The sequence below is a fragment of the Algoriphagus sp. genome (assembly GCF_039969895.1).
In the GTDB taxonomy this organism is placed as follows: domain Bacteria; phylum Bacteroidota; class Bacteroidia; order Cytophagales; family Cyclobacteriaceae; genus Algoriphagus.
Map to the genome: position 1 here is coordinate 121,881 of NZ_JBDVMZ010000004.1, position 20,685 is coordinate 142,565.

Here is a 20,685-nt window from a genome sequence, read left to right on the forward strand (position 1 = left end):
CAATACAAAGCTACTCTGGACCTTGACTTCAGGATTTCCCTTCCAAAAAAGCAAAAGGGAGTTGAGGTGAATTCAACTCCCTTTTGACAGGATTATTAAATGATATAATTCCTGACTTCGCGTTTCGTTTAATTACGCCTAATTACTTCACCCATTCTTTATAATCCTTGTTTACCTGATCTTCAGACACGCTTTCATTCGAGTAAATGATAATTCTATACTTGAAAGTCGTCGATTCACCTTTTGCAAGTTTGAAGTTTAGCTCCTCTTTCCCGCTACTTAAGGCTTTTTGACCTAAAGGATTTGCAGCAAACAAGCCATAACCTCGCGCGTGCCAGTAAGTTGGGAACCCTGGATTCGAAGGATAATCCAGAATAGCAACCGAAATATTTTCCTCATTGATTTTGCCTGTCAAACTAACCCAATCGCCTCTGGTTCCCCAGACATCATCTCCCTTTACCCCCTTACTACTTAAATACAGACCGGTGATTCCTTCATTGTTCATCGTGGGTACTCCGGTAGCTTTGCCTGAGGCATCCGTGAAAATCTCAGGTTTGTTCGATGGATGCTCCAGCTGTCTCGCTGTACGAAGTCCGAGCATGCCTTCCTTATTATCAGTCATTTTCACTTCGCCAGTTGAGGCGGTGAGAGTAGCTATCCGATCTATGCTTCTCTGGTCATCTTTGCCTCTGAAAATAAAGGTCGTTTTCTCAGTTAATAGGACTTCACCTTTGCTATTCACCCAATCCGAGCTGACTTCTAAGGTACCTTCCTTATTCCCGCTTTTTATTGAGTTTATGGACTTGTGAATGATTCGACCGTAGTTCGTCTTGTCTTTGATTGCAGAGGAATTATTCCAAAAATCTAAACCATTCACATCCCCATAGTTAAACCAAAGTCCCAAATGATGCGGATGATCCACCCGTTCCCCTGGTCTAGGTGCTACAGGCCAGCCCCTGGTGATAGCCGTACCATTTGCGGTATTGATAGGATATAACACAGGCTTCTCCAGAGAGTCTGCATAGATATAGGAGGTGAAAAATTCCCCATCGATAATAACGTCCACTTTCTGAGCAGCATCGTCTCGGACTAATTCTATTCTATTTTTCATTTCTTCGTAGGCTGCTACAGTTCCATGATTTTCCACACTTCCATAACTGCCAAAAGTGATTGATACTAGCGTCATTAATGCAGTCAAGCTGAATAGTTTTTGTTTATGTTTTTTCATGCTATTAATTCGTTTTTATAAAAATGGTTTTGTAATCCAAGGCGAAATAACCTTTGAGAATCCTGATTTTTTACTTTGTCAATTGATTGAATAGTGCTAGTTGTTCTTTCAAAGCAGCTACCCGATCTGCTGGCTCTGTTCTAGCTTCCATCAGAATCCATCCATCGTATTTTATCCCTTTGAAAAGCTTGAACAGCTCTGGATAAGGATAATCTCCTTCATTGAATTCTCGTACATGAACGGTATCACCAAACCATTTTTTCACTGAATTAAAGTTAGCTTCCAATCCTGGCGCCAAGAGATCCTCCGCGTTGCAATTCCAGCATATTTTCACAGCAGGTTCAGTGACCTGCTCGAAAATCGCCTTCATGTTTGGAAGTTCTTGTGTCAATTTCCCATGAACCTCCACCCGCACCAGTTGTCCATGTTCCGCAGCAAATTTTCCCACCTCATTGAAAGAAGCTGCGATCTGTGAGATGGTTTTCTCCTTGGGTACATCTGCCGGTAGATTATTTGGCTTTACCTTGATTCCAGTTGCGCCAATATCCTGGCACAGCTTTATGTATTCTTTCGTCCCTTCTATGTTTTTGCGAACTACGGCGGGATCTGGACTATGGTATTCAAAATTACTTCCGTAACCTAAGCAGGTGACTTTGCTATCCTCAAAACGCTTTTTCACTTCGACTCTTTCAGCCGCTGTCAAACTCGTCTCCACTCCATGTGCATGCTCCGTTCGTAGCTCCACTCCTAGTACTCCTGCCTTTTCACAGTTTGCTATCAAAGTAGGCAAGTCCCAGTCCTTACCCCATTGATAAGTGACCAAGCCGAATTTCATCCCTGACTTAGTTTTGGAAAAAGCATCTAAGGGAAATTGCATAGCTGCAAGGCTCAATCCTGCAGCTGCACTTTTCAGCATAAATTCTCTTCGTGAAGTAGAGATCAGCTGATTGGCATTCGATTGTTTTAAGTTCATAAAAGTTAGACTTTGGATGGAACAGTATATGGATCGCGGTAATCTCTCGTGAGCATTTTGTTTGCTTCTTTATCTTTGACAAAAGTCTCCGTGCTACCGTCAAATCTCAATTCACGTCCGGTGAGGTACGACACATTGGCTATCAAAGGCAAAACAGAAGATTTAAACCCTTCTTCTATGTCGCAGTGAAGCGCCTGATCATTGCCAGCGCGGATCGCGTCGAGGAAGTTAGCGTAGTGTTCGGCTCCGCCTGGAGCGGCTAAGACTTGACTGCTTGGGGCTAGAGCAGTTTCTTTTTTAGACTGGGCAAAAGGCTCTTGTTCTTTCTGGCGAAAAGCTTTCCAAGTGCCGCCTTTGAGTTCCAGGTATCCATCGGTTCCAAAAAAAACATTGCCGATATGAATATCCAAACTTGATTCACCATTGGTATATCTTCCGCGAGTTTCGAATTCCAGCATAGTTCCATCTGCATATTTGAAAGTGGAAGTTTGTGTGTTTGGAGTCTCCTGGGAGCATTCGTTGAGATCTATTCCATAGATTCCTCCAGCAGAATAAACTGAAATCGGATGTTCGTTCTTGTTCATCCCCCATCTAGCTACATCAAACTGATGCGGACCTTGATTTCCCGTATCGCCATTTCCAGTGTCCCAATGCCAATGCCAGTTGTAATGTACTTTCTTTTCATTGTAAGGAATCATCGGTGCCGGACCTCTCCAATAATCGTAATGCAAGGAAGCTGGCGGAGTGCTATCCGGCACTTTTCCGAAGGAGTCTCTAGGCTTATAGCAGGTGCCACGAGCCATGTAAATATCACCTATTCCGCCGCTATGCAGGAATTCCATCGCTTCCATTACATTGGCAATAGATCGGTTTTGAAAACCTACCTGCACTCTTCTATCGTACTTCCTAGCGGCTTCTACCATTTTTCTGCCTTCCCAGACATTGTGACTAGCAGGCTTTTCTATATATACATGCTTGCCAGCCTGGCATGCCCAAATCGTAGCCAACGCGTGCCAATGATTGGGAATAGCCATAGATAGCGCATCGATTTCTTTATCTTCAAGGACTTTCCGGATGTCCCATTCAGTTACTGGAGTAATGCCAGTTTTCTCAATCACAACTTTTGACTTTTCTTCAAAATACTGCTCATCAGCATCACAAAGCGTTTTTAATCTTACATTTCTATTGTCCTTCAATGCGCACCATTGATTGATGTGGTTGCTTCCTTGACCTCGAATGCCGACAACTGCGAGATTTATTCGCTCATTAGCTCCGATAATGGAAGCATATGATCTGGCGCTCATACTCATGCCCGCCATGGCAATTCCGGCAGTACCCAAGAGACTTTTCTTAATGAATTCTCTTCTTTTTTCCATTTTAAATTAAGGTTATAGGTTTTATTGTTATCTCTTGTTTTCCAACTGAATATTTGCCAAAATGATCATTAAACATAATTTCAGTTAGGAATTTTTAATCTAAACATTCTCATCCTACTAACCAATACTAATTATTTGGATGAGTCAATTAGATGTGCAAACGATTTCGTTTAGCTCAATGCCATCACGCGAGAAGCTTAATCACTTTATCACTAGTTATGGTGATAATTCAACATATCACCATTTACGGTGATATTTGGATATATCACCATTTACGGTGATATTTGAAGCATGATTGCATTACTTACAGGAGACATCATCAATTCACGGGAGCTGAAAGATCAGAACCTATGGATCGATCCATTTAAGAAATTGCTGAGTAGATGGGGAGAAACTCCAAAGCAATGGGAAATATTCCGGGGTGACAGCTTCCAACTGGAAATATCAGATCCAAGGGAAAGTTTGCTTGCAGCCTTACAAATAAAGGCACTCATAAAAAGCCTTCCCTATCCTGATGAGAATAAAAGAAGCTCTCCAGTGGATGTAAGAATGGCAATTGGAATTGGCACTAAAACTTATGATGCTGAGAGAATCTCCGAAAGCAACGGGGATGCATTCGTTCGCTCAGGGGAGAAATTTGAGCAGCTAAAAGGCGAAATGATCACGCTTGCAATTAACTCTCCCTGGATGGAATGGAACGATGAGATGAACCTCTACCTGAAGTTAGCTGGAATACAAATGGACAGTTGGTCAATCTCGTCGGGCGAATTGATGTCTGAAATATTTGCCAATCCAGATCGTAAGCAGGCAGAAATCGGAGAAGTACTTCACATCAACCAAAACTCAGTAAGTAAGCGCTACAAAACCGCAAATGGTGAGGATATCTTAGCTATGGAAAAGTTATTCAGAAAGAAACTTAGCCAATTACTCTAATGCTCATCTTGATCAAACTGATACTGGCTCATTTAATAGGTGATTTTCTCCTACAGCCTACTTCATGGGTGAAGGAAAAGGAAAACCGAAAAGCAGCCTCACCTAAACTGTACATCCATGTTTTAATCCATGGCTTGCTGGTACTTTTACTTCTTTGGGATATTGAACAATGGCCAATAGCAGTTGCCATCGCCCTGACACATTTGGCAATTGATCTAATGAAACTTTACACTCAGAAGTCTAAAACAAAGACGACTTGGTTTATAGCTGATCAAGGTTTGCATCTGCTCAGTATTCTGATCATTTGGATAGGATTCACAAAAGCTTCTATCGATTGGCAGTCAATAGTGGACGATCCTACCGTACTTGGACTGATCACCTTGGTGCTTTTCCTTACACAGCCTACTTCGATCATACTATCCAATCTACTGAGGAAGTGGGCCGACTCCATTCCTTCCCAGCCTGATCAATCCCTACAAGATGCGGGCAAATACATAGGAATATTGGAGCGTCTTTTCGTTTTTACCTTCATCGTCACTGGTAATTGGGAAGCTGTAGGCTTCTTATTGGCAGCCAAATCCGTCTTTAGATTTGGAGATTTAAAAAAATCTAAAGAACGAAAACTTACTGAGTACATTCTGATTGGAACATTACTCAGTTTTGGTACTGCGATGATCGCAGGTCTAATCTTTTTATCTATTGCAAAATAAATGAACCCAAACACCGAACTGGATTCTATCCAACTCAATTTTTCTTCCAGCGATTTACTGCTTCTCAATCTCGCCCTGGCACTGATAATGTATGGAGTGGCGCTGGATCTAAGATTTGAGGATTTCAAATACCTGGCAAAAAACCCCAAAGGATTCTTCCTTGGGGTATTTTCTCAATTCCTGCTTCTACCGTTTCTCACGTGGTGCCTGGTACTGATCATGAAGCCGCCTCCATCGGTAGCACTTGGAATGTTCCTCGTCGCCGCATGTCCTGGAGGAAATGTATCTAATTTCCTCACTAGCTTGGCAAAAGGAAATACGGCACTTTCAGTCAGCCTGACTGGCTTTTCCAGTATCATTTCCATCGTGAGTACGCCATTGAATTTTGCTTTGTGGGCGGGACTCTATGCCCCCACCTCTAATTTGTTAAGAGAAATAAGTCTGGATTATGCTGATACGTTTATCACGATAGCACTAATTCTGGGCATACCATTGATTCTCGGAATTCTTACACACAAGTATGCTCCTAAGTTTGCCGAAAAAGCGTCAAGGGTTCTTAAGCCCCTAAGTATTCTGATTTTCGCCGCTTTCGTAGTGATCGCTTTTGCAGGTAATTTCAATTTATTCACCAAGTACATTTCCCTGATTTTCCTTTGGGTTCTAGCCCATAATTTTGTGGCTCTGAGCGCTGGTTTTCTCACCGGCAAATTTTTCAAGCTACCATTACCCGATGTGAAAACGATGACTATCGAAACAGGAATTCAAAATTCAGGTTTGGGGCTGGTTTTGATTTTCACTTACTTTGATGACCTAGGCGGAATGGCTATTATTACGGCTTGGTGGGGTATCTGGCATTTGATCTCAGGTATGACTATCGCAATTCTCTGGAAATCAAAAGTCTGAACAAAACTGCATTTTAGAAATGCGCATTATTGAATGAAATACCTATTTAATTATATCCTGAGGCTGTTGGTGAAAATAGCACTGAAAGGATATTTCAAGAGAATTATAGTGGATGGGAAAGAAAACATCCCAAAAAACACCCCGGTTATTCTAGTAGCAAATCACCAAAATGCGCTAATAGACCCGCTACTGCTAGCGACCCATACCAAACTGAACCCACACTTTCTGACCCGAGCTTCAGTTTTCAAAAAATCCTTAGCAGCCAAAGCACTCGATTACATCAGGATGCTTCCTGTTTATCGGGTTAGGGATGGATTTTCTACGATTCAGCAAAACCAGCAAATCTTCGACAAAACCTACGAGATTCTAAAAGAGAATGGAACGGTAATTATTTTTGCAGAAGGTTCTCATAGTCTCATCAGAAACCTCCGACCGCTGAGCAAGGGATTTACGCGTATGGCATTTGGTCTGAAAGAAAAATATCCAGAAACGGAGCCAGTTATTCTGCCTGTGGCGTTAGATTACTCAGCCCACATGCGCTCGGGAAGTAGAGCTAGGCTGACCTTCGGCAAAGTCATTCCCGTGGATATGCCTTCTAGCAAATCCGGCTTGCTCACCAAATCGGTGGAGCGTGCCGTGAAAGAATTGGTGGTGGAAATCCCCGACGAAACCTACGAACAAGATTTGGCTCGCTTAATAGAAAACGACGTTGACCTCACCTGTAGAGCTGAAGTCCAGCTTTTTCTAGAAACGGGTCAAGTTCCAAATCCAGTGACAGAGACTTCGGGTTTGTTCAATAAACTGATGAAAATCTTCCATTTCCCCTTGTATTTTCTGTGGCTTTGGAAGAAATCAAGTGTCAAAGATCCTGTCTTTTCATCCACCTGGAAATTCTTAATAGGCTTTGCGTTAGCTCCTTTATATTACTTTCTGCTCATTTGGCTAGCTATGAATACAGTCCTAGGCACTTGGGCTTTGGCTTTTCTGATCATGGCATGGATCACGCTCATTGCGAACACTAACCCTCAGGAATAAAGCAGTTCATTACCAAATATTCTTTGGGTTATTTTGTAGCTTTGAGCTACTGAATAACCCAAAATTAATATAACTATGAGTCAAGACTTTCTCCCGATCAATGGAACTGACTACATCGAGATGTACGTCGGCAACGCCAAACAATCTGCTCTCTATTATCAATATGCTTTTGGTTATGAACTGATTGCTTATGCAGGGCCAGAAACTGGCATCAAGGATAAGGCTTCCTATGTCCTGAAGCAGGATAAGATCAGATTGGTGCTTACTACTCCTATTTTTCCCGAAGGGCCAATCGCCGAGCATATCAAAAAACATGGTGATGGCGTGAAAGTGCTCGCACTATGGGTAGATGATGTAGAAAAATCCTGGTACGAAACTACCTCGCGTGGAGCGGTCTCTTCCTCCGAACCGCAGACGATTTCTGATGAGTTTGGGACGGTAAAAGTAGCTTCTATCCAAACTTACGGGGAGACTATTCACACTTTTGTAGAGCGCAAAAACTATAATGGCATATTCCTTCCTGGCTACAAACCACGCAAAAGCACTTATACCTCAAAGCCTATAGGATTGAAATACATAGACCACTGCGTAGGCAATGTAGAGCTAGGCGAGATGAATCGCTGGGTGGATTTCTACGAATCGGTGATGGGCTTCAAGTTATTGATGACTTTTGACGACGAGGATATTTCTACAGAATACTCAGCACTGATGTCCAAAGTTGTTTCTAATGGCAATGGCTACATCAAATTCCCAATCAATGAGCCAGCGGCAGGCAAGAAGAAGTCGCAGATCGAAGAATACTTGGATTTCTATCGTGGTCCTGGAGTGCAGCATATGGCTATCGCTACTGACGATATTATCGAAACAGTGTCTGAACTCCGAAGAAGAGGTGTGGAATTCCTAGAGGTACCGTCCTCCTACTATGATGATTTGCTAGATCGTGTAGGGAAAATAGATGAGGATTTGCAGCCATTGAAAGATCTTAACATCCTAGTGGATCGGGATGACGAAGGATATTTATTACAGATTTTTACCAAGCCTGTCCAAGATAGACCTACTCTTTTCTTTGAAATCATTCAGAGAAAAGGTGCCAAATCGTTTGGAAAAGGCAATTTCAAAGCCTTGTTTGAGGCTATAGAACGAGAACAAGAATTGAGAGGGAATCTATAAGAACCAGAGCCGGCTAGCAATAGTCGGCTTTTTCGTTTTATATTTCAGGGAGAAACAACCTATTTTCTTCAACCCCTAGGACCATGAAAACGATCTTCTCCATCATAAGTAATACCATCAAAGGCGGAATTTTCCTCCTTTTCCCTTTAGTACTCATCCTTATTTTTCTTGAGAAAATCATTCACATTTTAAATCCAGTAGCCACTAAGATAAGTGCTAGTCTGAATTTGGAGTCTTCTGTATTTGATGTGCCCTACCTGATCGCTATTTGCATCATTCTGATTTTTTGTTTCATTGCTGGAGTTATTGCAAAATTAGGAGCTGGCAAGTTTATGTTGGAATGGATCGAAGACCATGTATTGAGTCTTTTTCCTGGCTATCAACTCATGAAAAACACGCTCCAGGATTCTGCTGGGCTGAAAAGTGACAAGGAGTTCCCCGTCGTAATGGTACCCATAGACGGCTGGATGATAGGCTTCAAGGTAGATACACTTCCCAATAGCGACATTGTGGTTTTTGTCCCTTCAGCTCCCAACACCTGGGAAGGCAATGTGGTGATTTTTGAAAAAGACAAAGTCAAAGAATCCAACCTCACCCAAAAGGACGCTACACTTATCATGCGAAGGCTAGGTGTAGGATCATCCCAACTACTTGGAAAGCACAGTCTGAAATAGCTCACGAAAGAATTGCATGAGACTTGTAATGATGCTGGTAAATCCCCTAACATCCCTTACACATGGTCACAGCAGCAGATTTGCCAAAAGGCTTGGTATATATCCGAGACACTCAGCCTGGAATACGTAGAAAAAAGCGTGGTCGAGGTTTTACTTTTTTAGATTTAAATCAGCAGAAGCTAGAAGACCAATCGCATCTAGCCCGAATCGATGAGTTGGTGATTCCGCCGGCCTGGAAAAATGTGTGGATCAGTCCTAAGAAAAATAGCTATCTACAAGCCACAGGAGTTGATGAGAAAGGCAGAAAACAGTACCTCTACCACGAGAAATGGTCTGAATACGCACAGAAAATCAAATATGAGGAGTTGCTCAATTTTGGGTTTTATTTACCCAAGCTGCGAGCTCGGTATCAGAAAGACCTAAGACAGAAAACTTGGAATAAAAATAAAGTTTTGGCGCTAGCTACTGCCATCTTAGACGAGTTGTACCTAAGAGTAGGGAGTAAATATTACACCGAGAACAACCAAACCCACGGTTTGACCACCTTGAGAAGAAAACACCTCAAAGAAGAAGGCAAAAACCTACTGATCAACTACACGGGAAAAAGTGGCCAGCAAAGATCCCTTTCTTTGACAAACAAGCGCTTGGCCTCCTTGCTCAAAGATTGCTCTCAACTGCCCGGATATGAGCTGTTTCGCTACCAGGAAGATAACAAATGGTACACTGTAGATTCCTCAGAGCTAAACGACTACATCAGCGAGGATGCTTCTGAGGAGGAATATTACACGGCCAAATTTTTCAGAACCTGGGGCGCAAACTGTGAGTGCATCAAACAAACCAAAGCTGCAGCAGAACAATGTGAAGGAACTCGAAAAAAACCCGAAACCACCTTGATAAGACTGGTCGCTCAACAGATGGGACATACGGTGGCTGTTTGCAAAAGCTCGTACTTGCACCCAGAGATTCTGTCTCAATGCCTCAAACCTACCCAATTGAAAGACTGTCTGCCAGCCGACTTTTCTGAGGAAGGATATAAGCCGGAGGAGATTACCCTCATGAGGATTCTCTGTACTAAACTTAGCTAAGCTTACATTAAACCGGTCTTTGGCATGTTTTTTTGACTTTATCCTGTACACAAGAAAATTAATAACACCTACGTAATATGATATTAGCAGATATTTTCGGGTTGGATGCCCAAGAAGTTTTTGACAAACTGACCGAGAAATTAAGTGGATGGCTGGACATTTTGATTCTCAACTTACCTAACTTTTTACTGGCCATCATTATAGTCATAGGGACAATAGCTATAGCTCGCATACTCAGGAAGTTTTCTGCCAAGTACATCCAAAAACTCGGAACAGGTGAGACCATCAGCCAATTTCTCAGTCAGTTGATCTTCATCGCTGTCATCGTCATGGGAATCATGCTTTCCCTATCGGTGATGGATCTCAGCAAAACTGTTTCATCAATTTTGGCAGGACTGGGAATTATTGGATTAGCCTTGGGTTTTGCTTTTCAGGACACTGCCGCCAATTTTATTTCGGGTGTGTACATCACCTTCAAACAACCTTATAAACTTGGAGACATCATTCATACTCACGAGGGACATGAAGGGGTCGTCACTCACATAAATCTACGTGTGACCAAAATCAGGACCTTCAATGGCCCTATAGTCTATGTACCGAATAGACACCTTTTCCAAGAGAGCTTCACCAACTTCACGGAATATGCAAAACGTAGAGTACAAATAGAATGTGGAGTAAGCTATGGAGATGACCTCGAAAAAGTAGAAAAAGTAGCGCTGGAAGCAGCGAGAAATGTACCTAGTAGATTGAAGTCTGAAGAACCTACCCTTTTCTGGACGGGGTTCGGAGATAGCTCCATTAATTTCACATTGAATGTATGGTGTGCTTACACCAACTCACACCTTGACTTTATAGCAGTTAGAAATGAAGCGATTATTTCTCTCAAAAAAGCATTTGACAAAAACGATATCATGATTCCATTCCCAATCCGTACCTTGGATTTTGGAATCAGAGGAGGCGTTCAACTCGAAAACCAACTCTCTGCGCTAAGAAATTCATCCGAAACCAATTCAGCTTCTTCCTCTGAAAACTAATGGAAACAGATAACACTATGGGCAATATTACCCCTAATCGATTCAAACTGACTCACCTGCCAAGTTTATTGGTAGAGAGTTTTAAGCAATGGAACAATGCGGATCCTTGGAGGCTAAGTGCAGTGATAGCCTACTATGCAGTGCTCTCACTACCTGCCCTGTTGGTCATTGTGATCAATACGGTGGGTTCTATCTGGGGCGTAGATATGGTGACAGGAAGGTTAAACAATGAGTTAGCTTCCGCCATGGGACCTGAGACGGCAGAGTTTCTCACTAATATGGTGGAAGAAACTCAGACCAGCGGCAAATCCACGATCGCTTCGATCATTGGTATTGGGGTATTAATCTTCGGTGCCTCAGGTGTTTTTTTTCATCTGAAAATCAGTATCAACACCATTTGGGGATTGAAGCAAAATGAGGATGTGAAATGGTATCAGATGTTTTTGGATCGTGCGGTGAGTTTTGGATTTGTGTTGGTTCTTGGTTTTTTATTGTTCATAAGCTTCGTACTCACGGCACTCTTGTCTTTTTTCAGTGACTTTATAAACAGCGTACTTCCAGAATTCGTGGTAGTGGTGGCATTCCTTGTTGATTTTATTATCTCTTTTGGAGTCATAGCTGCGCTTTTTGCACTCATATTCAAGTACCTCCCTGATGCAAAAATCCAATGGAAATCAGTTTGGGTGGGTGCTATTCTTACCTCCCTTTTATTCTCTGTATCCAAATATTTACTAGGCATATATTTCTCTACTGCTGAGCCTGGCTCTACTTATGGAGCAGCCGGATCAATCATTTTAGTATTGCTTTGGGTATCGTATTCTTGCTTGATATTTTTCTATGGAGCAGAATTCACCAAGGTATTTTCCATCCGATATGGATACGGCATCATCCCTAAGAAGAATTATTCAAGAGTAAAAAAAAAAGAAATAATTCTTCAAGGTGATTATAAACCAGCTCCAGTGGACCCCTTACCGGAAGATGAGGAGGAAGATTTGGAAAAATAGTTTTAGCCTTTATGAAATGTAAACATAAGGAATTGGCTTAGGTTTTTTGCGGATCTGATAGGAATACCGATAACCGAAAGGAACTCAATTCCGAAGTCTTGACGTATCGTACAACGCGTGTACCTTCCCATGAAATAGCTGATAATCAGATTAGTACTGATAGAAAATTTATTATGATTATCCGCAATAATGCCAGTCACCCTATATTCCTTGCTTATCTGGTTGGAAGACCGAAGCGGCCTGAATTCTTAAGTTTAACATTTGCTACATTGCTTATTCCACCATACTGGTAGAAAAGCGGATAACCATAAATTTTATATTTAAAAGAATATTGAATCTTGGTCGAATGGTTTTTTAATCCCTCACTGAAATTTGATCTCGTGATATGAATTACTTCGGTTAGGGCGTTCACATTTGGAAATAATCCTATTTAGTCAAATCTAAACCATAGAATCAAGGCTTTGCTAGCATTTCCTTTTTGATCCATATTCCTATCTATCGCCATCATTTCTTTCCCCTTATGAAACTTAGTGCTTATAGGTGGAATCTGATAGAGAAAACTCAACTCTGAAGCCGGCATAGGGACCTTTACCCCAGGTGTTGACTGGAGGGGAAACTCCGGGTTGAAAAGCCCCAAAAATAAGTTAGGTGTTTCGGTTCTGACTTCGATTGTTCCACCTTCAGCGCGAAGTAAAAGTGCATGGAAATTTGCATGAAACCCTTTGAATTCAGGATAGCTCAGCTTTTCAAAATTGTACCCCGTTATCGTGTTATTGTATTCCTTTTCCCACAGTCCAAACTCGACTCCCTTTAACCTATTGCCCCATACCCGGTAAGGACCATCCCCTATCCATTTTGCACTTTTCACTTTTTCTGAAGGAAAAGAAAATCCAATACCTGTCAAATCCGCAATAGAATCAGGAGCCGAAATTTCCATCATTAGCTCACCACTTGTAAAAATCGTCCAAGTAATCAGGTTGGGATAGCTTTCAAAGTTGGATTTTATCTGAATTGAGCCGTCTGGTAATTTTTTCCAATTCACGCTTTTCACAGCAGTAGTTAACTCAGCCTGATTTTGTTTGAAATCTATAATCTGAGAGCCTACTTTCACCAACTGAAGCTCGCCAAGCTGTTTCCCAAATACAAAAAGCTTCTGACCAACAGTAAAATGTAAATCAGTGGTAGATTCTCTGACTTTAATCGCTTGATTAGTCAGTGCTGGTCTGGCTTCAAAATAGTGAGGATTACCTATGCTAGCCTTTCTAATAGCTTCCGACCAGCTATAAAGTTCTTCACCATCCTTGCCAATCGCCCTGATTGTTAAAATATCCCCATTTCTCCAATCATCAGGAAGGTTCAAATCTATCGTGGTGGAGTCTCCAGGCAAAACAGCAGGCAATGTAATGCTCCCGGCAGACAACATAGTTGTGCTATCCCAGGAATTGATTTTATGGAGAGACCACTTGATCGAGGAAGTACTGAGGTCTGAAAAAAGGTAGTCATTTCTCAAGCTGACCTTACCATCAAAATTATCCGAAGGATCAAAAGAAGTGATCTGAATTGGTGAAAAAACCTCTTTTATCGTATAAAAACTCCCTTCTTTTTCTCGGAAAGGACCTACTATCCCATCAGGACCATGATTCTCATCAGAATCCAGAATTCCATTTTTATCGTCTCGCTTCACTGCCTCATCAGCAAAAACCCACAGGAAACCACCGGCAAACAGGGGATTTTGTCGATACTTTTGCCAGAAATCATCCAAGCCTGCCCCTAGGCCTCCATCATACAAACCATGAAGCAACTCAGTCGGCATGAAAACCTCACCACTTTTGTCCAGCCTTCCTTCTGGAGAATCGTAGGTAGGATAATGCTTAGTATCTATACCATTCCTATTCAGCCAAGGATAAATGACCGGGCGTTTTTGAATATCAAACTGATGGAAAGCAACTTCATTTTGGAAGTTCCAACCGCCCTCATTACCATGATTCCAAGCGATCACCGATGGGTGATTTGCATCTTTTAGGATTGTTTCTTGGATCAATTGTGGACCGATAATCGTGTCGTATCCATCCTGCCAGCCCGTAACTTCATCCAGTACAAAAAGCCCTAAAGAATCTGCCAACTCCAAAAATCGCTCATCAGGATTATAATGAGCCATGCGCACCGCATTCATATTCATTTGCTTCATCAGCGAAATATCCTCGAGGTGATTGGCTTCGCTGAGCGCCCTTCCAGTAGTCGGATAGAAGGAATGTCGATTTACACCTTTCAATATAACCTTCGTACCGTTCACGTATAGGCCATTTTTGGGACGCAACTCAACCGTTCTAAAACCAATTCTCTCAGTTTTCGCATACAGCACCTTGCTTTTTTGCTTAAGGGAAAAAGTAGCTTCGTACTGGGTGGGACTTTCAGGATTCCAGGTTTTGATTTGGGAAAATAAATGAGTCATCCATACCGAGTCAGTAAGAACTTCGGAGGTGAAAGATCCCACCGTGTTACCATTGGCTAAATCTTTCAGGCGAACTTCTACTTCGGCAGATTTGGGCACTTCGTTCAAGGTGAGCAAAGCTCGGAATTCTCCATTGGCTTTTGCATCAATCGCAATTCGGGTGAAGTGATTTTCAGGTAAAATCTCTAAAAAAACAGGTCTAAAGATTCCACCGAAAATCCAAAAATCAGCTTCCCTTTCTGCTTTATTAACTGATTCATTGGCAGAGCGTTTGGAGACTTTTACTTCAAGCATATTCTCTGAACCAAAATCCAGGTATTCTGAGATATCATACGAGAACCTATAAAAACCTCCTTGGTGGATAGGCCCTACCAGCTGACCGTTTATTTTGACTTCCGTATCGGTCATCACCCCATCGAAAACCAGCTGGATTGACTTCCTTTTCCAAGAAGATTCAGCCAAAAAAGCACGTGAATAATACCCCACTTCATCTCCTACTTTTCTGTCAGGGTTTTTGTGATCATGCCCGTAATTAAACGTACCAAATCCCTGTAGCTCCCAGTTGGATGGCACTAGAATCTTTGTCTGCTCATCTTTTTTTCTCCCATCAGAAATCCTAAAATCCCAATAAACGCCTGACGCTGCATCTTTACCGCTGAGATAAACCCGCTGATAATCCGTAGAAGATTGGGCATGAACAATAGAAAAGGTAAAAATTAGAAGGATAAATTGGCTCAAAAACCAAATTCTGAAAATGTTCATAAAGCCATTGATGCGGGAGTACTCGCCAAAATTAAAGTAATCCTTCAGCTAAAAAAACGGTCGTTTGAATTACAAATCCATCTCTATAAAGAGAGTAGCGAAAACCAGCAAAAAAAATACTACAGAACTTCCCCATCATATGAGCGAACAGATGGCATATTTTGGGTTTTTATATATCTTAGAACTCAAACAATTTTTACAACATGACCAACATAGACCCTAAAATCAAAGCTAAAGCTGACGCATGGCTGAACGGAAATATCGATGAAGATTCCAAAATTCAAATCCGAACACTCCTAGACCAAAATCCAACTGAATTAATAGACTCTTTTTATCAAGATCTGGAATTTGGAACGGGAGGACTTCGTGGTCTGATGGGCGTAGGAACCAATCGAATGAATGTCTATACGATCGGTATGGCTACGCAAGGGCTAGCAAACTACCTGCTGAAGTGCTTCCCGGATGAGACTATCCGCGTGGCGATCACTCACGATAGCCGAATTAACAATACGCTTTTCGCCTCGACTACTGCCAATGTGCTCACAGCGAATGGCATTCATGTCCTGTATTTCAAAGAAATGCGTCCCACGCCCATGCTTTCCTTTGCCGTGAGACATTTCAACTGTAAAAGTGGGGTGATGATCACGGCGTCCCACAACCCAAAAGAGTACAATGGCTACAAGGCATATTGGGATGATGGCGCACAAGTGGTCGCTCCTCATGACAAAAACATCATCGATGAAGTGAAAAAAATTACGTCGTTTGACCTGGTGAATTTTGACAAAAACGATGCTCTTTTTCACTACATAGATGAAGACTTCGATGCCATTTACCTGTCATTGGTGAAGGGTCTAAGCTTGTCTCCGGATGCTATTCAAGCTCAGAAAAATATGCCGATTGTCTTCTCTCCTATTCATGGAGCCTCCGGCAAAATGGTTCCTGCTGCATTGGAAGCTTTTGGATTTGAAAATGTGAATATCGTAAAAGAGCAAGCTGAACCTGACGGGAATTTTCCTACGGTGGTCTATCCAAATCCGGAAGAGGCTGAGGCTTTGACGCTCTCCCTGAAGCTGGGAAAAGAAGTAGGCGCTGAGTTAGTGCTTGCCTGCGATCCAGATGGAGATAGATATGCCGCAGCAGTTCCAAATGCTTCAGGTGAATTTGAGTTGTTGAACGGCAACCAAACCGGCTCACTATTGACTTATTATTTGCTTAGCAAATGGAAAGAAGCCGGAAAATTGAACGGCAAACAATTCATGGTAAATACCATAGTGACCACTGAACTGATCGATAGGATCTGTGAAGGATTTGGCGTGAAATGCTTCTCGGTATTGACTGGTTTCAAGAACATCGCTGCGATCATTAAAGACCTTGAAGGCAAGGAAACCTTCATCGGTGGAGGTGAGGAATCCTATGGCTATTTGGTTGGGGATTTTGTCAGAGACAAGGACGGAGTGAGTGCCTGCGCAATGGTCGCAGAATTGATCGCGTATTACAAAACCCAGGGAAAAACGGTTTTTGACGTATTGGCTGAAATTTACAGTCAGTTTGGATTCTATAAAGAATCGCTGATTTCTGTCACCAAAAAAGGCAAAGATGGAGCCGAGCAAATTCAGGCTTTGATGAATGCTTTCCGCCTAAGCCCTCCATCCGAAATGAATGGAATAGAAGTGGAAAAAATAGTGGATGTCAAAGAAAGCACTGTCAAGCATGTCAAGTCAGGGAAAACTGAAAAGCTAGACATGGACAAATCCAATGTGATGCAGTTTTATTTAGCCGATGGCAGCAAGATCTCAGCGAGACCATCAGGAACTGAACCGAAAATAAAGTATTACTTTTCAGTAAACGCTCCCTTATCCAACCTGGCTGATTACCGAAAAGTAGAAGCTGAGCTAGACGAAAGAATAGAAGGATTGAAGCGATATTTCAGCTAAGAAAAATTCACTAAAATGTAAAAGCACTGAGAAATCGGTGCTTTTTTGCTTTTCTCTTTTCGTTGAATTTTCACGTCAGCGCAAAATAGTGAGGTTGTAGCACAGCTTCTTTTGAGCTATAATTAACCATAGATGATAGATAAATATATTCAAGATTGCAGTCTGCCATGAAGTATCCTAAAGTCATTTACCTCTTTCTAAGTGTTTCATTATTTCAGAATTGTAACCAAAAGGAACCATTTGAAGCGTCTAATGCACTGCATACCATTGAAATCAAGAAAGACTTTTTGCTCAATCAGGTAAACGAATTGAAGTTTAAGGCAACAGATACCATTGATCTAGAACGGCCAGGAAATCCTCCCCTTACCACAATTCAAGATGTAGTCTTTTCTACTGAATCTATTTTCCTCTTGGATAGAAAACATGGTTTGTTGAAATACGATGACGCTGGTAATTTTCTTCAATCGATAGGTAAAAAAGGAGAAGGACCCGATGAATACCTTATGCCCACGGCGATTTATCTAAATGAGGTAGAAAATGTAGCTCTTATAGCAGATTGGGAAAAGATGGTGGTGACATCTTATGACCTAGAAGGGAATTTTATAGCGTCAAGCGGAAAAATACCTGGACGACCTATTTCCTTCTACAAAGAAGGTGATAACCTGTTGATGATTCTAGAAGGTATTGAATCTTATGGGGAGGGCTCTCAAACAGTCCTAGTTAGCTCCATCAATCCTACTACGTTGGACCTCACATCAGAAGTGACTACGCTCTACGGGTTTTCTTCAAAATTCTACCGAATCCACCAATACCTTAGACCATTTGGGGAGATAAATGATACACTACTTTTCTATTTGCCCCGTGTTCGCTTGGCAGGGCTTGCTGATCACATGGATACAATCTACCGAATGGAGGTAGGTCACTTACTACCTGAATATCAACTAGATTTCACTGATTTCCCAAAATCAGATACCATCCAAATTGACTTGATTGAAATAAATCAAGGTTATGCAAGGATAAATTTGCGTTACAAAAAAGCATCGTATCATCTAATGCTTGATTTAACTAGCAAAACCCCTACCTATAGCATGAAACTCCCTGCGGAAAGCTACTCGATGGAAGTATTTCCAAAACAATTAAATAAAGATCTCTTCTACAGCATCATTAGAAATAGAAATGAAGGAGAAGAGGAAAATCCCAAAATTGTCATCTATGCATTAAGCAAAAAAGAGAATAATCTGAGCGATTAGCAGCGTATGATTGAAGCATGTCAAAGCGATCACTTTTTAACCCACAGCACATCAGCAAAATATCCTTCGGAATCCACGAAGTTTCCCATCACTTCAAAACCACCTAAAGCAGCTAAATGGCTAATTTCCGACAGGCTATATTTCTTAGATATTTCAGTGAAAATCGACTCAAATGCTTCAAAATAGAAGGTTTGATTCAATGCTCCAATCGTGACCGTCTGCGCCTTTTGGGAAACCAAGTAGCTTCTGCATTCTCCCGAGACTGGATTATAAATTGGCCAATGAACAAATGAATCGCGGTCAAAATCAGCATCTAGCTCTCGATTTATTCGATCCAGCAAATTCAAATTGAATTCACGTGTCACCCCCTGTTCGTCATGATAAGCATTGAGAATGGTCTGAGGGTCTTTTTTCAAATCAAATCCAATTAATACCAAATCACCTTTTTTGGTCCCTACTCTCAGGTGATCAATTATATTTTTTGCCTCTTCCACCCCAAAATTCCCCAAATTCGCTCCCATGAACAAGATCAGGTTAGGCTTTCCATCCTCCCACACTTGCTTCTTGAGCGAGTCCCTGTAGGTGTCCTGAATGGGGTGGACTTCCAAAGTTGGAAATTCCTCTGCCAAACTTTCCTCCAATTCTACCAATACTGAACCCGAAAAATCTACCGGATAATAGGTGAATTCAATCTTTCGATCTGTAAGATATCTAAGGAGAATCTTTGTTTTCATCCCGTCCCCTGCCCCAAGTTCTACCAAGTTGAATGGTTTTTGAAGAGAAAGAATTTCAGCTAGAATTTGTCGGTGTTGCCCTTCCAAAATCTCATATTCTTTTCTTGTCAGGTAATATTCTGGCAAAGCCATGATCTGTTGGAACAGTTTATCGCCTTTGGCATCGTAGAAATATTTGGAAGGTAAAGTCTTCGGGTTTGAATTCAGACCAAGCATCACATCTTGGGCAAAGGTTCCGAAATCCGTATTTTTTGCATTCATAAGTTAAAGTGATTTGGCCAGGCGAATGCCCATGAATTGCCATCTATAGTTTGGATGAAAAAAGTTTCTGTAGGTAGGTCGAGAATGATTAGGAGAAGTAGCCACTGAAGCGCCTCGCAGAACCATTTGGTTGACCATAAATTTACCATTGTATTCACCAATCGCTCCGGGAGCTACAGTAAAACCAGGGTAAGGCAAATAGGCAGAATTAGTCCACTCCCACCTTTTTCCCCACTCAAATTGATCCTGAGCCACTTCCCATTCAAATTCAGTGGGAAGTCTTAAGCCTTTCCAATTAGCAAATGCAGAAGCCTCATAGAAATTAACGTGGGCAAGCGCCGCGCTTTTATCTATAACTTTTTGTCCCTCTAGTGTATAGTAAAACCATTCGTCGTCTTGCTTTTCCCAGTAAAGTGGCGCTTTCACTTCTTGGTCTTTAATCCAAGCCCAGCCTTCGTCATGCCAAAACTTAGGGTCATCGTATCCTCCGTCATTCATAAATTCCAAGTATTCACCATTGGTGACCAATGCTGACGCTATAGCGAAATCGTGAATATATACCTTGTGGGAGTTCAACTCATTGTCGTAGCAAAAGGAATCACCTTTGTAACCAATCTGATAAACTCCTTCCTTCATCGAAATCCAATTTGACTGTGGTTCATTGGCATATTCACCGATATCCATTACTCTAGGATTCAAAGGATTAAACCAGAGATTATACTTCAAATCAGTAAGCAAAAGTTCCTGATGCTGCTGCTCGTGATTCATACCAAGTATTACCAACTGATTTAGTCCTGAATCGTTTTTCTGAATCAATCCCTTCATTGCCTCATCTACATACGCGCGGTAACTTCTGACCTCAGAGACGGAAGGCCTGGACATGAGCCCGCGATGATTTCTCGCTGTCCTCGCTCCCAAAGAATTATAATAAGAATTAAACAAGAAATTAAACTGAGGATGTTTGACCTCATATTCGGGATCATTTGGCACCAAAATAAATTGCTCAAAAAACCAAGTAGTATGCGCCAAATGCCACTTAGGAGGACTAACCTCCTCAGAAGCCTGTAGGCTAAAGTCCTCGGTGATTAGATTTTCACAAATCTTTAATGAGTGATTTCTGACACCTTGAAACTCTTCTGCTAAAGACATAACTTATTGATTTTTAAT

General features: G+C 41.7%; 17 protein-coding genes. 11 read left to right on the plus strand and 6 right to left on the minus strand.

Annotation, left to right across the window (positions count from 1 at the left end; translation table 11 throughout):
• Positions 1–142: 142 nt before the first annotated feature.
• The 3 genes from ABJH64_RS01560 to ABJH64_RS01570 all read right to left on the minus strand — a co-directional run bounded on the left by ABJH64_RS01560 (position 143) and on the right by ABJH64_RS01570 (position 3,577).
• Positions 143–1,228 (minus strand): PmoA family protein, encoded by a 1,086-nt coding sequence (locus ABJH64_RS01560; RefSeq protein ID WP_348276778.1) that lies wholly within the window; start codon positions 1,226–1,228, stop codon positions 143–145.
• A gap of 70 nt (positions 1,229–1,298) precedes the next feature.
• A complete protein-coding gene (locus ABJH64_RS01565; protein WP_348276777.1) occupies positions 1,299–2,201 on the minus strand; it encodes a sugar phosphate isomerase/epimerase family protein in 903 nt (300 codons plus the stop codon).
• Positions 2,202–2,206: 5 nt separating this feature from the next.
• Entirely contained in the window at positions 2,207–3,577 is a 1,371-nt protein-coding gene (locus tag ABJH64_RS01570; RefSeq protein WP_348276776.1) for a Gfo/Idh/MocA family oxidoreductase, read from the minus strand.
• A gap of 291 nt (positions 3,578–3,868) precedes the next feature.
• Between ABJH64_RS01570 and ABJH64_RS01575 the strand changes: the two genes are divergently transcribed.
• From ABJH64_RS01575 to ABJH64_RS01615, 9 genes are all read left to right on the plus strand, one after another.
• Positions 3,869–4,510 carry a hypothetical protein gene (locus tag ABJH64_RS01575; protein WP_348276775.1) on the plus strand — a complete coding sequence of 214 codons (642 nt, stop codon included), beginning with the start codon at positions 3,869–3,871 and terminating at the stop codon, positions 4,508–4,510.
• Entirely contained in the window at positions 4,510–5,220 is a 711-nt protein-coding gene (locus tag ABJH64_RS01580; protein ID WP_348276774.1) for a DUF3307 domain-containing protein, read from the plus strand. Before ABJH64_RS01575 ends, ABJH64_RS01580 begins: the two co-directional genes overlap by 1 nt.
• The gene (locus tag ABJH64_RS01585) at positions 5,221–6,123 is read left to right on the plus strand and encodes a bile acid:sodium symporter family protein (protein ID WP_348276773.1); all 903 of its coding nucleotides are present in this window, start codon (positions 5,221–5,223) and stop codon (positions 6,121–6,123) included.
• 33 nt (positions 6,124–6,156) lie between these two features.
• On the plus strand, positions 6,157–7,158 hold the full coding sequence (locus ABJH64_RS01590; protein WP_348299195.1) for a 1-acyl-sn-glycerol-3-phosphate acyltransferase: 1,002 nt from the start codon (positions 6,157–6,159) through the stop codon (positions 7,156–7,158).
• A 75-nt stretch (positions 7,159–7,233) separates the two neighbouring features.
• The gene (gene hppD / locus ABJH64_RS01595; protein WP_348276771.1) at positions 7,234–8,328 is read left to right on the plus strand and encodes a 4-hydroxyphenylpyruvate dioxygenase; all 1,095 of its coding nucleotides are present in this window, start codon (positions 7,234–7,236) and stop codon (positions 8,326–8,328) included.
• A gap of 83 nt (positions 8,329–8,411) precedes the next feature.
• Complete coding sequence (locus ABJH64_RS01600) at positions 8,412–9,002, plus strand: hypothetical protein (RefSeq protein WP_348276770.1); 591 nt, start codon at positions 8,412–8,414, stop codon at positions 9,000–9,002.
• A gap of 62 nt (positions 9,003–9,064) precedes the next feature.
• A complete protein-coding gene (locus ABJH64_RS01605; RefSeq protein ID WP_348276769.1) occupies positions 9,065–10,087 on the plus strand; it encodes a DNA topoisomerase IB in 1,023 nt (340 codons plus the stop codon).
• Between the two features lie 77 nt (positions 10,088–10,164).
• On the plus strand, positions 10,165–11,121 hold the full coding sequence (locus tag ABJH64_RS01610) for a mechanosensitive ion channel family protein (RefSeq protein WP_348276768.1): 957 nt from the start codon (positions 10,165–10,167) through the stop codon (positions 11,119–11,121).
• The gene (locus ABJH64_RS01615) at positions 11,121–12,125 is read left to right on the plus strand and encodes a YihY/virulence factor BrkB family protein (protein ID WP_348276767.1); all 1,005 of its coding nucleotides are present in this window, start codon (positions 11,121–11,123) and stop codon (positions 12,123–12,125) included. Before ABJH64_RS01610 ends, ABJH64_RS01615 begins: the two co-directional genes overlap by 1 nt.
• 430 nt (positions 12,126–12,555) lie before the next feature.
• On the opposite strand, the gene ABJH64_RS01620 is transcribed toward ABJH64_RS01615, so the two are convergent.
• Positions 12,556–15,339, minus strand: coding sequence for a glycoside hydrolase family 2 TIM barrel-domain containing protein (locus ABJH64_RS01620; RefSeq protein WP_348276766.1), 2,784 nt, complete (start codon positions 15,337–15,339; stop codon positions 12,556–12,558).
• A 203-nt stretch (positions 15,340–15,542) separates the two neighbouring features.
• On the opposite strand from ABJH64_RS01620, the gene ABJH64_RS01625 reads away from it, so the two are divergent.
• Both ABJH64_RS01625 and ABJH64_RS01630 read left to right on the plus strand, forming a co-directional pair.
• Positions 15,543–17,273, plus strand: coding sequence for a phospho-sugar mutase (locus tag ABJH64_RS01625; protein WP_348276765.1), 1,731 nt, complete (start codon positions 15,543–15,545; stop codon positions 17,271–17,273).
• 167 nt (positions 17,274–17,440) lie between these two features.
• Positions 17,441–18,523, plus strand: coding sequence for a 6-bladed beta-propeller (locus ABJH64_RS01630; RefSeq protein WP_348276764.1), 1,083 nt, complete (start codon positions 17,441–17,443; stop codon positions 18,521–18,523).
• Between the two features lie 29 nt (positions 18,524–18,552).
• Here ABJH64_RS01630 and egtD read toward each other — a convergent pair whose 3' ends face one another.
• Positions 18,553–19,518: an L-histidine N(alpha)-methyltransferase gene (egtD, locus tag ABJH64_RS01635; RefSeq protein ID WP_348276763.1), complete on the minus strand. Its 966-nt coding sequence runs from the start codon at positions 19,516–19,518 to the stop codon at positions 18,553–18,555.
• A gap of 3 nt (positions 19,519–19,521) precedes the next feature.
• On the minus strand, positions 19,522–20,667 hold the full coding sequence (gene egtB / locus ABJH64_RS01640) for an ergothioneine biosynthesis protein EgtB (RefSeq protein ID WP_348276762.1): 1,146 nt from the start codon (positions 20,665–20,667) through the stop codon (positions 19,522–19,524).
• Positions 20,668–20,685: the final 18 nt, after the last annotated feature.